The organism is Streptomyces sp. NPDC029292 (assembly GCF_055569295.1).
In genome coordinates this window covers 259,632-271,908 of the sequence record NZ_JBVHXR010000003.1, presented here as the reverse complement: position 1 = coordinate 271,908, position 12,277 = coordinate 259,632, and the positions used below count along the sequence as shown (strand labels likewise).

12 protein-coding genes are annotated in these 12,277 nt (G+C 68.6%); 1 reads left to right on the top strand and 11 read right to left on the bottom strand.

Features of this window, described 5'->3' with window-relative positions:
• Positions 1 to 17: 17 nt before the first annotated feature.
• From ACZ4WS_RS09450 to ACZ4WS_RS09425, 6 genes are all read right to left on the bottom strand, one after another.
• Complete coding sequence (locus tag ACZ4WS_RS09450; protein WP_467978735.1) at positions 18 to 1,046, bottom strand: helix-turn-helix transcriptional regulator; 1,029 nt, start codon at positions 1,044 to 1,046, stop codon at positions 18 to 20.
• Positions 1,047 to 1,062: 16 nt separating this feature from the next.
• Positions 1,063 to 2,040 (bottom strand): helix-turn-helix transcriptional regulator, encoded by a 978-nt coding sequence (locus ACZ4WS_RS09445; protein WP_467978733.1) that lies wholly within the window; start codon positions 2,038 to 2,040, stop codon positions 1,063 to 1,065.
• Positions 2,041 to 2,237: 197 nt separating this feature from the next.
• The gene (locus ACZ4WS_RS09440) at positions 2,238 to 2,609 is read right to left on the bottom strand and encodes an FKBP-type peptidyl-prolyl cis-trans isomerase (RefSeq protein WP_467978732.1); all 372 of its coding nucleotides are present in this window, start codon (positions 2,607 to 2,609) and stop codon (positions 2,238 to 2,240) included.
• A gap of 69 nt (positions 2,610 to 2,678) precedes the next feature.
• Positions 2,679 to 3,689 (bottom strand): FKBP-type peptidyl-prolyl cis-trans isomerase, encoded by a 1,011-nt coding sequence (locus ACZ4WS_RS09435; protein ID WP_467978730.1) that lies wholly within the window; start codon positions 3,687 to 3,689, stop codon positions 2,679 to 2,681.
• Between the two features lie 165 nt (positions 3,690 to 3,854).
• Positions 3,855 to 5,216: a Pup--protein ligase gene (gene pafA / locus ACZ4WS_RS09430; protein ID WP_365485508.1), complete on the bottom strand. Its 1,362-nt coding sequence runs from the start codon at positions 5,214 to 5,216 to the stop codon at positions 3,855 to 3,857.
• Between the two features lie 9 nt (positions 5,217 to 5,225).
• Complete coding sequence (locus ACZ4WS_RS09425) at positions 5,226 to 6,485, bottom strand: MFS transporter (RefSeq protein WP_467978728.1); 1,260 nt, start codon at positions 6,483 to 6,485, stop codon at positions 5,226 to 5,228.
• Positions 6,486 to 6,606: 121 nt separating this feature from the next.
• Between ACZ4WS_RS09425 and ACZ4WS_RS09420 the strand changes: the two genes are divergently transcribed.
• A complete protein-coding gene (locus ACZ4WS_RS09420; RefSeq protein WP_467978726.1) occupies positions 6,607 to 7,620 on the top strand; it encodes a LacI family DNA-binding transcriptional regulator in 1,014 nt (337 codons plus the stop codon).
• A 361-nt stretch (positions 7,621 to 7,981) separates the two neighbouring features.
• On the opposite strand, the gene prcA is transcribed toward ACZ4WS_RS09420, so the two are convergent.
• From prcA to dop, 5 genes are all read right to left on the bottom strand, one after another.
• On the bottom strand, positions 7,982 to 8,728 hold the full coding sequence (gene prcA / locus ACZ4WS_RS09415) for a proteasome subunit alpha (protein ID WP_467978725.1): 747 nt from the start codon (positions 8,726 to 8,728) through the stop codon (positions 7,982 to 7,984).
• A gap of 56 nt (positions 8,729 to 8,784) precedes the next feature.
• Positions 8,785 to 9,630: a proteasome subunit beta gene (gene prcB / locus ACZ4WS_RS09410; RefSeq protein WP_467978723.1), complete on the bottom strand. Its 846-nt coding sequence runs from the start codon at positions 9,628 to 9,630 to the stop codon at positions 8,785 to 8,787.
• A complete protein-coding gene (locus ACZ4WS_RS09405) occupies positions 9,582 to 10,175 on the bottom strand; it encodes an endonuclease VII domain-containing protein (protein ID WP_467978721.1) in 594 nt (197 codons plus the stop codon). The genes prcB and ACZ4WS_RS09405 overlap by 49 nt, the downstream gene beginning before the upstream one ends.
• 53 nt (positions 10,176 to 10,228) lie before the next feature.
• Positions 10,229 to 10,447, bottom strand: a complete 219-nt coding sequence (locus ACZ4WS_RS09400) for a ubiquitin-like protein Pup (RefSeq protein ID WP_016325855.1) — start codon at positions 10,445 to 10,447, stop codon at positions 10,229 to 10,231.
• Between the two features lie 157 nt (positions 10,448 to 10,604).
• Positions 10,605 to 12,116: a depupylase/deamidase Dop gene (gene dop, locus ACZ4WS_RS09395; RefSeq protein ID WP_467978719.1), complete on the bottom strand. Its 1,512-nt coding sequence runs from the start codon at positions 12,114 to 12,116 to the stop codon at positions 10,605 to 10,607.
• Positions 12,117 to 12,277: the final 161 nt, after the last annotated feature.

Genomic DNA, 12,277 nt, shown 5'->3' with positions numbered 1-12,277 from the left:
AGACATCGACGACGTGGTCAAAGCCCCTGCTCCTGCCTGTCGTACGGCCCGTCCTGAACTCCCTCGAGCCCGTCGTAGGCCGCGAGCGCTTCGCGGGCCGCCCGGCGGGCGCTGTCCGCGAGGTCCTGCGGCGACACGATCCGGCCGTCGCGGCCCAGGCGCAGGGCCAGCCGCCGCAGCGACGCGGGGTCGGGGGTCCGCAAGGTGATACGCAGCCCGCCGTCGGGCAGCTCATCCGCGCTGTCGTGCGGGTAGTACTCGGCGACCCAGCGCCCGCCCGGACCGACCTCGACGACCACCTCGGGATCCTCGGCCGCGGGCTGCACGAGCCCCTCGGAGAGGTCCCGCAGCTCGACCTCGGGCGGCGCGGACGGCTCGTCGAGGATGCGGATCTCGGCGACCCGGTCGAGCCGGAAGGTGCGGCGAGCCTCGGAGCGGCGGCACCAGGCCTCGACGTACGTGTGTCCGACGCTGACGAGGCGGATCGGGTCGATCTCGCGCTCGGTGAGCTCGTCCCGGGAGGGCGAGTAGTAGCGGATCCACAGCCGGCGCCGTTCGGAGATCGCCCGGTCGACGTCCGCGAAGACCCCGCCCTCGGATTCGAAGGTCACCGAGAGCCGGGAGCTGGCACCCGCCGCCTCGCCCGAGGCGGCCTCCACCTTGGCGGTGGCCCGCAGCAACGCCTGCCGGTCGCCCTCGCGCAGACCGGGCAGCGTGGACACCGCGCGGGCGGCCACCAGCAGCGCGGTCGCCTCGTCGGCGGCGATACGCAGCGGCTCCGCCGCTTCTGCCGCCAAGGCGGCCGGGTTGTGCCACCAGATCCGGTCGCCGTCGGTGTCGATGTCGAGCAGATCACCGCCCCGGAAGCTGGTCCCGCACAGCGGCAGCACGTCGAGGTCGGAGATCAGCTCGTCCTCGGTGATCCCGAAGGCCCGTGCGACGTCACCGACGCGCGCGCCGGGGCGCTCGCGCAGATACGTCACCAGCGAGAGCATCCGCCGGGTCTGGTCGATCGCGTTCGTGGGCCTGGCCGGTTTTCCTGCCATTTCCTTACGTTCCCCCTCAGCCCTTGGCCACGGCGCGCAGCCGGTCCACGACCTCGGCCCGCAGCTCGGCGGGCTCCAGAACCACCACGTCGGGCCCGAACTCCACGAGCCAGGCGTCCAGGCCGTGCCCGTACGGAATCTCCAACTCGTCCCAGCCGTCGCCCAGTTCCCGTACGGAGACGGCCTTGGCCCGCAACGGGTAGCCCGAGCCGGTGCGCAGCCGGATCCGCGCGGAGCGGTCGGTGATCTCCCCCGCCCAGCCCGCGACGGTCTCGCGCACGGTGACGACATCGGGCACCTCGGCCGTGTACCGCCCGGCGCGGGCGCGGACCTTGCCGGTGATCCGCGAGAGCCGGAAGACCCGCTCGGCGCCGCGGTCGCGGTCCCAGCCCGCCAGGTACCAGTGGCCGCGCCAGCACTCCAGGGCCCACGGCTCGACGTGCCGGGTCTCGGGGCGCGCCGCGGTGGCCTTGCGGTAGTCGAAGATCACCGGGCGGCGGTCGCGGCAGGCGAGCATCAGCGGCTCGAAGGCCGCCTCGTGGACGGGGATGTGCGGCTCCAGGGCGCCATGGGCCTCGTACGGGTCCACGTCCTCGGGCAGACCCGCGGCGCGCAGCTTCTGCAGGGCGCCGCTCGCGGCACCGGCCAGGCGGGCCTGCTGCCAGACCTTGGCGGCAAGGCCCAGTGCGGCGGCCTCCTCGGCGTCGAGCGTGATGGGCGGCAGTCGGTTGCTGTCGCGGCGGGCGAGATAGCCGACCTCACCGTCGAGGTTCTCCACCGTCTCGATGACCAGCCCGAGCTCCCGCAGATCGTCCTTGTCCCGCTCGAACATCCTGTTGAAGGAGTCGTCCGACCCGGCTGCACTTTTACCCAGCCTGAAGGCCTCGACGTATGCCTCGATGGAATCGCGCAGCTCGCGCTTGCTGAGCGGCCGCCGTGTCCCGAGCAGACACAGCGCGAGGTTCATCAGCCGCTCGGCCTTGGCAATGGCCATCGACGCCCTTCCCTATGGTGCTTCCGACCGATGACCGTACCGCTCCGGGGTGTCGTGGCAAAAGCCGAGGGCCCATGCCCGGACAGGCATGGGCCCCAGGTGATCGGGTCCGATCAGGCCCCGATCACACGGCGTACGAAGAGCGGACCACGACCCGACCTTCATGAGGATCGGACGGAACCGGTCTCGGCGATGACTCAGACCGCGACTAGGTCGCAGACGAAGATCAGCGTCTCGCCGGGGGCGATACGGCCGCCGGCGCCACGGTCGCCGTACGCGAGGTGCGCCGGGATGACCAGCTGGCGACGGCCGCCGACCTTCATGCCCTGCACGCCCTGGTCCCAGCCGCTGATGACCTGGCCGACACCGAGCTGGAACTCCAGCGGGGTGCCGCGGTTCCAGGAGGCGTCGAACTCCTCGCCGGTGGAGAAGGCCACGCCCACGTAGTGGACCTTGACGAAGTCGCCGGCCTTGGCGACCGGGCCGTCGCCCTCCCAGATGTCCTTGATCTCGAGGTCCGCCGGGGGCTCGCCGCCCGGGAAGTCGATCTCGGGCTTCTCGATGCTCACGTCTCTAGCTCCTGCTTGTTCGCGTAAAGGCCTTAAAGCAACACCGACAGTCTCACATCCCCGACGGGGTTACATCTTCGCCAGGATGTCGACCGAGAAGACGAGGGTGGAGCCCTTCTTGATCTTGCCGCCGCTCGGCGGTTTGTCACCGTAGGCGAGGCTCGGCGGTGCGACGACGAGGACGCGGCTGCCGACCTTCTTGCCCGTCAGCCCCTGCGCCAAGCCCTTGACGACCGTCTGCATCTGCGTCATGGAGAACTGGGCCAGCTGCCCCTGGGTGTACGTGGACTCGAACTCCTCGCCGCTGTCCCAGACCACACCCTTGAACTGCACGAGGACGGTCGCGTCCGCCGTGACCGCGTCGCCGTCGCCCTCCAGGATGTAGTTCGACACGAGCTTCGTGGGAGCGGCGGACTTCGGTACCTCGATGGAGGGCGCCTTGCCGTCGGTGTTGGTCCCGACCTTCGGCAGCGCGGCGTCGTCCTGCGCGACCGCCTCGCCCTTGACCGAACTCTTCGCGTTGAAGGTGTTCTCGATGTCGATGACGAACACCAGGGTGTCGGTGCCCTTGATACCCGCCTGCGCGTTGCCCGACGTGCCGTAGCCCCAGGTCGGCGGCACGGCCATCAGGACCCGGCTGCCGACCTTCTTGCCCGCGAGACCGTAGCGCCAGCCGTCGATGATGCCGCCCTGCGCGAGCTGGATCACCAGGGGTGTCTTACGGTCGTAGGAGTTGTCGAAGACCTTCGCCGACGACCAGATCTGGCCCAGGTAGTTCACCTGAATGAAGTCGTTCTCCGCGACCGCCTGGCCGCCTCCCGCGATGACCGTCTTGACCGCCAGGTCCTTCGACGGATCGCCACTGCCCTTGGCGACGGTCGGCTTCTCGTCGAACTTCGTCCCCGCGGTGATGGCCGGCAGCGGTCCGTCGACGATCTTCGGCGGCGGAACCGCCGAAGCGGAGGCCGAGGGCGAGGGCGACGGGCTGCTGCTGGACTTGACCGACTTGCCGTCGTCACCGCATCCGGCGAGCGTGACCAGTCCAGCGGGTACGGCGAGAAGGAGTGAGCGTCGGCGCACGGTGGGAGCCTCGTATCGGTCGATCTTGGTTGATGGCGTGCGCGCAACTCTACGACGTGAGAAGGGCGCCGTACGGAAAACGTACGGCGCCCCGCGTTGCGTTCCGATGGGTCCCCTCCGGCTCGAGCGAAGTCGAGAGTGGGGGACACCTCCGGAACGCCCCGCTCACATACCCGCGATCAGCTTCTCCACCCGGTCGTCGACGGAGCGGAACGGGTCCTTGCACAACACGGTGCGCTGTGCCTGGTCGTTGAGCTTGAGATGCACCCAGTCGACGGTGAAATCACGGCGCTGTTCCTGAGCTCGCCGGATGAAGTCGCCGCGCAGCCGCGCCCTAGTGGTCTGCGGCGGCACGGACTTGCCCTCGAAGATCTTCAAGTCGTTGCAGATCCGGGCGGCTTGTCCCTTCCTCTCCAGCAGGTAGTACAAGCCCCGGCGACGGTGGATGTCGTGGTAGGCGAGGTCTATCTGCGCGACTCGCGGGTGCGACATCGTCATGTTGTGCTTGGCCCGGTATCGCTCGATGAGCTGGTACTTCATGACCCAGTCGATTTCGGTACCGATCCGGTCGAGGTCCTCGGACTCGATCGAGTCGAGTACCCGGCCCCACAGTTCGAGGACCTGCTCGACCGTGCCGGTGCGGATGCCGCGGCGCTCGCAGAAGTCCACGGCCTTCTCGTAGTACTCGCGCTGCACTTCGAGCGCGGAGGCCTCGCGGCCACTGGCCAGACGCACCTTGCGCCGGCCCGTGATGTCGTGGCTGACCTCGCGGATCGCCCGGATCGGGTTCTCCAGGGTCAGATCGCGCATCACCGTGCCCGCCTCGATCATGCGCAGCACGAGGTCGGTGGCACCGACCTTCAGGAGCATGGTCGTCTCGGACATGTTCGAGTCGCCGACGATGACGTGCAGCCGGCGGTAGCGCTCGGCGTCCGCGTGCGGTTCGTCACGCGTGTTGATGATGGGCCGGGAGCGGGTCGTCGCCGAGCTGACGCCCTCCCAGATGTGCTCGGCACGCTGGCTGACGCAGTACACGGCTCCGCGCGGAGTCTGCAGCACCTTGCCCGCACCACACAGCAGCTGCCGGGTGACCAGGAAGGGAATGAGAATGTCCGCGAGCCGGGAGAACTCCCCGTGCCGGGCCACCAGATAGTTCTCGTGGCACCCGTAGGAGTTGCCCGCCGAGTCGGTGTTGTTCTTGAACAGGTAGACGTCGCCCGCGATTCCTTCCTCGTGCAGGCGTCGTTCGGCGTCCACCAGGAGTCCTTCGAGAATGCGCTCGCCGGCCTTGTCGTGGGTGACGAGTTCCGTCACGTTGTCACATTCGGGTGTCGCGTATTCCGGATGTGATCCCACGTCGAGATAGAGGCGGGCACCGTTCCGCAGAAAGACATTACTGCTGCGGCCCCATGACACGACACGGCGGAAGAGGTACCGCGCCACCTCGTCGGGAGACAGGCGTCGCTGTCCCCTGAACGTACACGTGACGCCGTACTCGTTCTCCAGCCCGAAAATGCGGCGGTCCATGACTGAACATTACGCCCGATCCCCCGAGCTGAAACGGGGTTCGACGGCACGGTTTGGATCATTTTCCGATGAGACCGCAACTACCGCGCGGTCCCCGGTAGCTGCGAGGACCCGCCCCGTAGCCAGCAGAACCACCAGCGCGGCGGCCCCCGCGGCGCCCGGTACGGCGAAGCCCCACACCGCCCCGCCCCACTCGACGACCGGGCCCGCGAGGCCCGTTCCGACCGACGCGCCCACGGTGAACGTCGTCACAAGCCAGGAGAACGCCTCGGTGACCGTGCCGCGCGGCGCGTGGCGGTCGACGAGGACGAACGCGCAGGCGATACAGGGCGCCAGGAACAGTCCGGCGAGCGCCGTGAGCGCCGTCATGGCGACCGCGCCCGGCATCAGCGTGAGCGGCAGGTAACACACCGCCAGAAGCGCCACCAGCACCCGCAGTCGCCGCTCCGGCGCACCACTCCACTGCCGCGCGCCGTACACGGCGCCGCCGACGAGCGCGCCGAGACCGATGCCCGCCATCAGCCAGCCGTACACCGCGTCCCCGCCATGACCGTCGGCGTACGACACCGCTGCGACCGTGATCGAGCCGAGCGCGATCCCGACGAACAGGAACGCGCCCAGCAGAGCGAGGAGTCCGGGCGAGCGCAGCGCGCCGAGCCAGTGCGCCTCCCGCGGCGCCGAACGCCACGCGCGCGAGGGCGGCGAGACGACCACGGAGAGGGCACCCAGGACACCGATGACGCTCAGGACGACAAGCGCGGCCCGGGCGGACCACAGCGACACGCAGAGCGTCACGAGCAAGGGCCCGACGGTGAACATGACTTCCTGCGCCACCGCGTCCATCGCGTACGCGGTGTGCACCTGGTCCTCCTTACGGAGGACGGAGGGCCACAGCGCACGCAGGCCGCCCTCCAGAGGGGGCGTGAAGAGTCCGGCGATCGCCATGGCGGCATACGCGAGCGACAGCCGGTCCGTGCCCGCGAACGCGAAGACACTCATCCCCAGTGCCGAAACCAGCGCGGCGGGCAGCTGCACGCGCGGCTGCCCGTAGAGGTCCACGAGCCGCCCGAGCAGCGGCTGCCCCACCGCGTTGGCCACCCCGTACACGGCGGCCAGCGCGCCCGCCAGGCTGTACGTGCCGCCCTCCGCGCGAATGAAGAGCACGACGGCGATGGCGGCGGTGGCGTTCGGCAGCCGCCCTACGAGCGTGCCGGTGAGCAGTCGAGCGGCATGCCTCGCCCTCAGGATCTCCAGGTATCCCGCAGCCATGTCCCGCCTTCCCTCAGAAGCACCCCAGCCGACCCGGTGAGCTCAAGTTTTACGTATAACGCCCCTTCTCATACGTACCATGTGCGCTGTCCGCGAGTCCAGACGAAGGAGCAGGTCCACGGTGGCACGAGGTAGCACGCGCCCCACGAGCCGGGACGTCGCCCAGGCCGCCGGGGTCTCCCAGGCCGCCGTCTCCCTGGTCCTCGGCGACAAGTGGCGCGGCCGGGTCTCCGCGACGACAGCGGAACGGGTCAGGCAAGCCGCCCAGGAGCTCGGCTACCGCCCGAACCTCGCCGCCCGCAACCTCCGCCTCGGCCGCACCCGCACCGTCCTCCTGGTCGTCCCCGCACTCACCACCGAGTTCTTCGCAGGCGTCTACACGGGCGCCGCCCGGGTGGCCTCCGAACACGGCTTCGGAGTCGTCCTCTACCCCTCCCCCGAGGGCATCGGCCCCGCCCGCGACCCCTTCGGCTCCGCACGCGCCGCCCTGGACGGCGTGATCGCCTCCTCGATGGCCGCCGACGCCCTCACGGCCATCCGCGGCGACCAGCTCCCCCTGGTCATGCTCGACAGCGACCCCGAGGGCAGCCTGGGCGCCGCCACCGTCAACCTCGACATCAGAGACGGCGTACGACAGGTCGCAGAACACCTGCTCACCCTGGGACACCGCCGCTTCCTGCACCTGGCGGCCGACATCGCCTCCTGGACCTTCGAGGTACGGGCCCAAGAACTCTCCACCCGCCTCGCCGAAGTCCCCGGCACACACCTCCGCACCACCCGCGCCCCGATCACCATCGACGACGCCCTGGCCGCCGCGGCAGCCGCCCTCTCCGCCCCAGGCCCCCGCCCCACCGCCCTGGTCTGCGACGACGACAAACTCGCAGCGGGCGCCTACAAGGCAGCCCGCCGCCTGGGCCTCCGCATCCCCGAGGACATCTCCATCACCGGCCTGGACGACCTGGCCCTGGCCCGAGCCATCGACCCCGAACTGACCACAGTCCGCCTGGACGCCGAACGATTCGGCGAACGCGGCATGGAAGCCCTCCTCGCCGTCCTGGACGGCCGCACACCCCCCGAGGGCAACATCCCGGTCGAACTGGTCGTACGCGGCTCCACGGCCCCACCACGCCCCTGATGAACCACGGCACACCCGCACCCGCCGACGCACGGAAGGGGCCGCGTTCCGGCGCTGACGCCCAAGCCACTCACGCCCCCGCAGCCGCCAGACCACGGAAGGGGCCGTGCCGGTACATCAAATGCCCGCAGCCGAACGGATCAAAGAAGACAGCACCCTTCTGACCCACAGCCGATCCGTTCCGATACGGGCGGATGTACCGGCGCGGCCCCGAACCACCCCCCGGCGACAGGCGACCCACCTCCGACCCGCAGGCGCCCCCGGCGACAGGCGACCCACCACCCAGCAACAGGCGCCCAAAAACGCCGCGCGCCCCGGCCGATACAGGGCCAGGGCGCACGATGGTCAGGATGAGACGAGGTCACTCCTCGTCGTCGGGATCCTCGGCCTCCGTGGCGGTAGACGCGCCACCCACCTCCAGAAGCCGAGCCAACTGGCGGCCGACAATGCGCTTGAACTTGCGCTGCTGCGGACGCGTACGGTCCAGAACCGCAACCTCCAGGCGCTCGGCGGGAATCTCCCGCTCACCACCGTTCGGCTCCCGCGACAGAGACTGCACGGCCAGCCGCAGCGCCTCCGCGAGCGACATACCGTCCTCATGGCGCTGATCCAGATAGGTGCTGATCTGCTCAGCATTACCACCGACCGCGACCGACCCGTGCTCGTCCACGATCGACCCGTCATGCGGCAGCCGGTAGATCTGGTCACCCTCGGGGGTCTCCCCCACCTCGGCGACCACGAGCTCCACCTCGTACGGCTTCTCGGCCGCACTGGAGAAGATCGTGCCCAGCGTCTGCGCATAGACATTCGCAAGACCGCGAGCGGTCACATCGTCACGGTCGTAGGTGTAACCCCGCAGATCGGCATAACGCACACCACCGATGCGCAGATTCTCGTACTCGTTGTACTTGCCGGCGGCCGCGAACCCGATCCGGTCATAGATCTCGCTGAACTTGTGCAGCGCACGGGACGGGTTCTCGCCGACGAACACGATGCCATCGGCATACTGCAGCACAACCAGGCTGCGACCGCGGGCGATGCCCTTGCGGGCGTACTCCGCCCGGTCGGCCATGGCCTGCTGGGGTGAGACATAGAACGGCGTCGACACCGGTTATCCGTCCCTTTCTGTCGAAGTCACTGGGCCACCTTGATAAGAGGGCGGAGTCAGAGCAGCGCGGCGCGCGGACCGTCGGGCTGCTCCAGGCGCCGCTCCAGGATCGCGCGGGCGATCTCGGAGGACTCCTCGTCCGTGAGCTTGCGGAATCCCTCTTCGGTGATCACGGTGACGATCGGGTAGATCCGACGGGCGACGTCGGGGCCGCCTGTCGCCGAGTCGTCGTCGGCCGCGTCGTACAACGCCTGGATGACGAGGGTCGTGGCCTGCTCCTCGGTCAGATCCTTGCCGTAGAGCTTCTTCATGGATCCGCGCGCGAAGAGCGAGCCGGAGCCGGTGGCGGCGAAGCCGTGCTCCTCGGAGCGGCCACCGGTGACGTCGTAGGAGAAGATGCGGCCCTTCTCGCGATCCACGTCATAGCCCGCGAAGAGGGGAACCACGGCGAGGCCCTGCATGGCCATGCCCAGGTTGGAACGGATCATCGTGGAGAGGCGGTTCGCCTTGCCCTCCAGGGAGAGCGTGGCGCCCTCCACCTTCTCGAAGTGCTCCAGCTCCAGCTGGAACAGTTTCACCATCTCGACGGCCAGACCCGCCGTACCGGCGATGCCCACCGCCGAGTACTCGTCGGCCGGGAAGACCTTCTCGATGTCGCGCTGTGCGATGACATTGCCCATGGTGGCCCGCCGGTCACCGGCGAGCACGACTCCACCGGGGAACGTGACGGCCACGATGGTCGTGCCGTGCGGTGCCTCGATCACACCCTGGACGGGCGGCAGCTGCCGCTTGCCCGGGAGCATCTCCGGCTGGTGCTCGGACAGGAAGTCCATGAAGGACGACGACCCAGGCGTCAGGAAGGCAGCCGGTAGACGCCCGGTGCTACGAGTGTTGGCTTCCACGAGGGTCCTTCCAAGTAGGCGGCAGCCCGACGAACAGCGTCGGGATCATCTCCCAACTTGCCGATGGCCGAATTGCAGTTGAAGCACAGTACGCCACGGACCCTACCCGTCTCGTGGCAGTGATCCACATGGACGGCCGGAGCTTTCAGGCAGATCACGCAGAGCCCCATTTGAGAGGCGATCATCTCGTCGCGTTCGACTTCGGTCATGCCGTAGTGGCGCTTCAGGTGGCCTGCGCGTCCCTTGGCTGCCCGGCATGCCTTACAGCTCGTCGAGAGGCCGTCGGAGGCCGTCGCGTTGCGATGCCACTCGCCATGGGGCTTGATCTCCCCGCATGCTCGGCAGAACTTGTGACCTTCGGGCACCTTCACCCTCGGCCGGACATTCCTACCCTTGGATAGCTGCCGAGCCTGGTGATACTCCGCCCAGCATTCCCGACAATAGGCCTGCAGCCCATCACGGGCCGCCTTATTGCTCGCGAACGCCGCCCGCGGTTTGGCTTCCTTGCACCGCGAGCAGCGCTTCGCGCCCAGCTCTCCTGACACTCACGCCCCCATACTCAACCTTCAATTCGAAGGCCAAACGACCCACAGAGCCCCTACTGACCACCCTTCTGAACGAAACTTCGCACGAAGTCCTCGGCATTTTCCTCGAGGACATCGTCAATCTCGTCCAGCACTGAGTCCACGTCGTCGCTCAACTTCTCCTGGCGCTCCTTGAGGTCCTCAGAAGCCTGTGCGTCCTGCGCCTGCTCCTCGACCTCCTCGGTGGAACGCGTCGCCTTCTGCTGTCCGCCGCCGGTGTCCTTGGTCGCCATAAACGTTCACCCCGCTCGGTTCGACGTTCTTGATCAGACCCTACAAGCAGGGTCCGACATCGGCCCCGCTGTTGCTACAACGTCCGGGAGCCACCTCGATGATTCCCGGACGCCGCCTCTTTCCACCCCGATCGGCCCTGTGGGCTCCTGGGGCCGTTCAGTTGCCCGACAGGACCCTGACCAGGTCTTCCGCCGTGCGACACCGGTCGAGGAGCTCCTTGACGTGATTACGCGTTCCGCGAAGCGGCTCCAGGGTTGGGACGCGCTGGAGCGAGTCCCGGCCGGGCAGGTCGAAGATCACCGAGTCCCAGGAGGCCGCCGCGACGTCGTCCGCGTACTGCTCCAGGCAGCGTCCGCGGAAGTACGCGCGCGTGTCCTCCGGCGGCTTGGTGCGGGCCCGCTCGACTTCGGCCTCGTCCAGCAGCCGCTTCATCTTGCCGCGCGCCGCGAGGCGGTTGTAGAGGCCCTTCTCGGCGCGTACGTCGGCGTACTGGAGGTCGACCAGGTGCAGCCGGGCGGCGTCCCAGTCGAGGCTGTCACGGCGCCGGTAGCCCTCCATGAGCTCCCGCTTGGCGACCCAGTCGAGCTCTCCGGAGAGGCTCATCGGGTCGTTCTCCAGGCGGTTCAGGGTGTCCTCCCAGCGGATGAGGACGTCCTTGGTCTGCTCGTCGGCGTCGGCTCCGAACCGTTCCTCCACGTACTTGCGCGACAGCTCGAAGTACTCCATCTGAAGTTGTACGGCGGTCAGTGTGCGTCCGCTGCGGAGCGTGACGAGCCGCTTCAGAGTGGGGTCGTGCGAGACCTGGTGCAGCGTGCGTACGGGCTGGTCGACCGCCAGGTCGACAGCGATGAAGCCGTCCTCGATCATGGAGAGGACCAGGGCCGTGGTGCCCAGCTTCAGGTAGGTCGAGATCTCGGAGAGGTTGGCGTCGCCGATGATCACGTGCAGGCGGCGGTACTTCTCGGCGTCCGCGTGCGGCTCGTCACGCGTGTTGATGATGGGGCGCTTGAGGGTGGTCTCGAGGCCGACCTCGACCTCGAAGTAGTCGGCGCGCTGGCTGAGCTGGAAGCCGTGCTCGTGCCCGTCCTGACCGATACCGACGCGGCCCGCTCCGGTGACGACCTGGCGTGAGACGAAGAACGGCGTGAGGTGGCGCACGATGTCCGAGAAGGGGGTCTCCCGCTTCATCAGGTAGTTCTCGTGCGTGCCGTACGAGGCGCCCTTGTTGTCGGTGTTGTTCTTGTAGAGGTGGATCGGCTGGGCGCCGGGGAGCTGGGCCGCGCGCTCCGCGGCCTCTGCCATGATGCGCTCGCCGGCCTTGTCCCACAGGACGGCGTCCCGCGGGTTGGTGACTTCCGGCGCGCTGTACTCGGGGTGTGCGTGGTCGACGTACAGTCGCGCGCCGTTGGTGAGGATGACATTGGCGAGGCCGATGTCCTCGTCGGTGAGCTGGCTGGCGTCGGCGGCCTCGCGGGCGAGGTCGAAGCCTCGCGCGTCCCGCAGCGGGTTCTCCTCCTCGAAGTCCCAGCGGGCGCGGCGCGCCCGGTGCATCGCCGCCGCGTACGCGTTGACGATCTGGGACGAGGTGAGCATGGCATTGGCGTTGGGGTGGCCGGGGACGGAGATTCCATACTCCGTCTCGATGCCCATTACTCGCCGTACGGTCATGCGGCCCTCCTTGCCCGGCGGCGCCCTCGGTCGGGGACGCTGCTCAAGTACCGCTGGTGCTCCGGTGCGTGTGCGGTGCCCGTCCCCGCAACGCGCGACTCGGCGGTACGAAAGAGCCTAGAACGCCTTTGCGCTGGTGGGGAGATCATTTGCGTCATTGC

What these genes read in the sequence shown, in the direction of transcription:
- ACZ4WS_RS09450 (WP_467978735.1), bottom strand. Translation starts at nt 1,046, where the DNA reads ATGGCAGGAAAACCGGCCAGGCCCACGAACGCGATCGACCAGACCCGG.
- ACZ4WS_RS09445 (WP_467978733.1), bottom strand. Translation starts at nt 2,040, where the DNA reads ATGGCCATTGCCAAGGCCGAGCGGCTGATGAACCTCGCGCTGTGTCTG.
- pafA (WP_365485508.1), bottom strand. Translation starts at nt 5,216, where the DNA reads ATGGACCGCCGCATTTTCGGGCTGGAGAACGAGTACGGCGTCACGTGT.
- ACZ4WS_RS09425 (WP_467978728.1), bottom strand. Translation starts at nt 6,485, where the DNA reads ATGGCTGCGGGATACCTGGAGATCCTGAGGGCGAGGCATGCCGCTCGA.
- ACZ4WS_RS09400 (WP_016325855.1), bottom strand. Translation starts at nt 10,447, where the DNA reads ATGGCGACCAAGGACACCGGCGGCGGACAGCAGAAGGCGACGCGTTCC.
- dop (WP_467978719.1), bottom strand. Translation starts at nt 12,116, where the DNA reads ATGACCGTACGGCGAGTAATGGGCATCGAGACGGAGTATGGAATCTCC.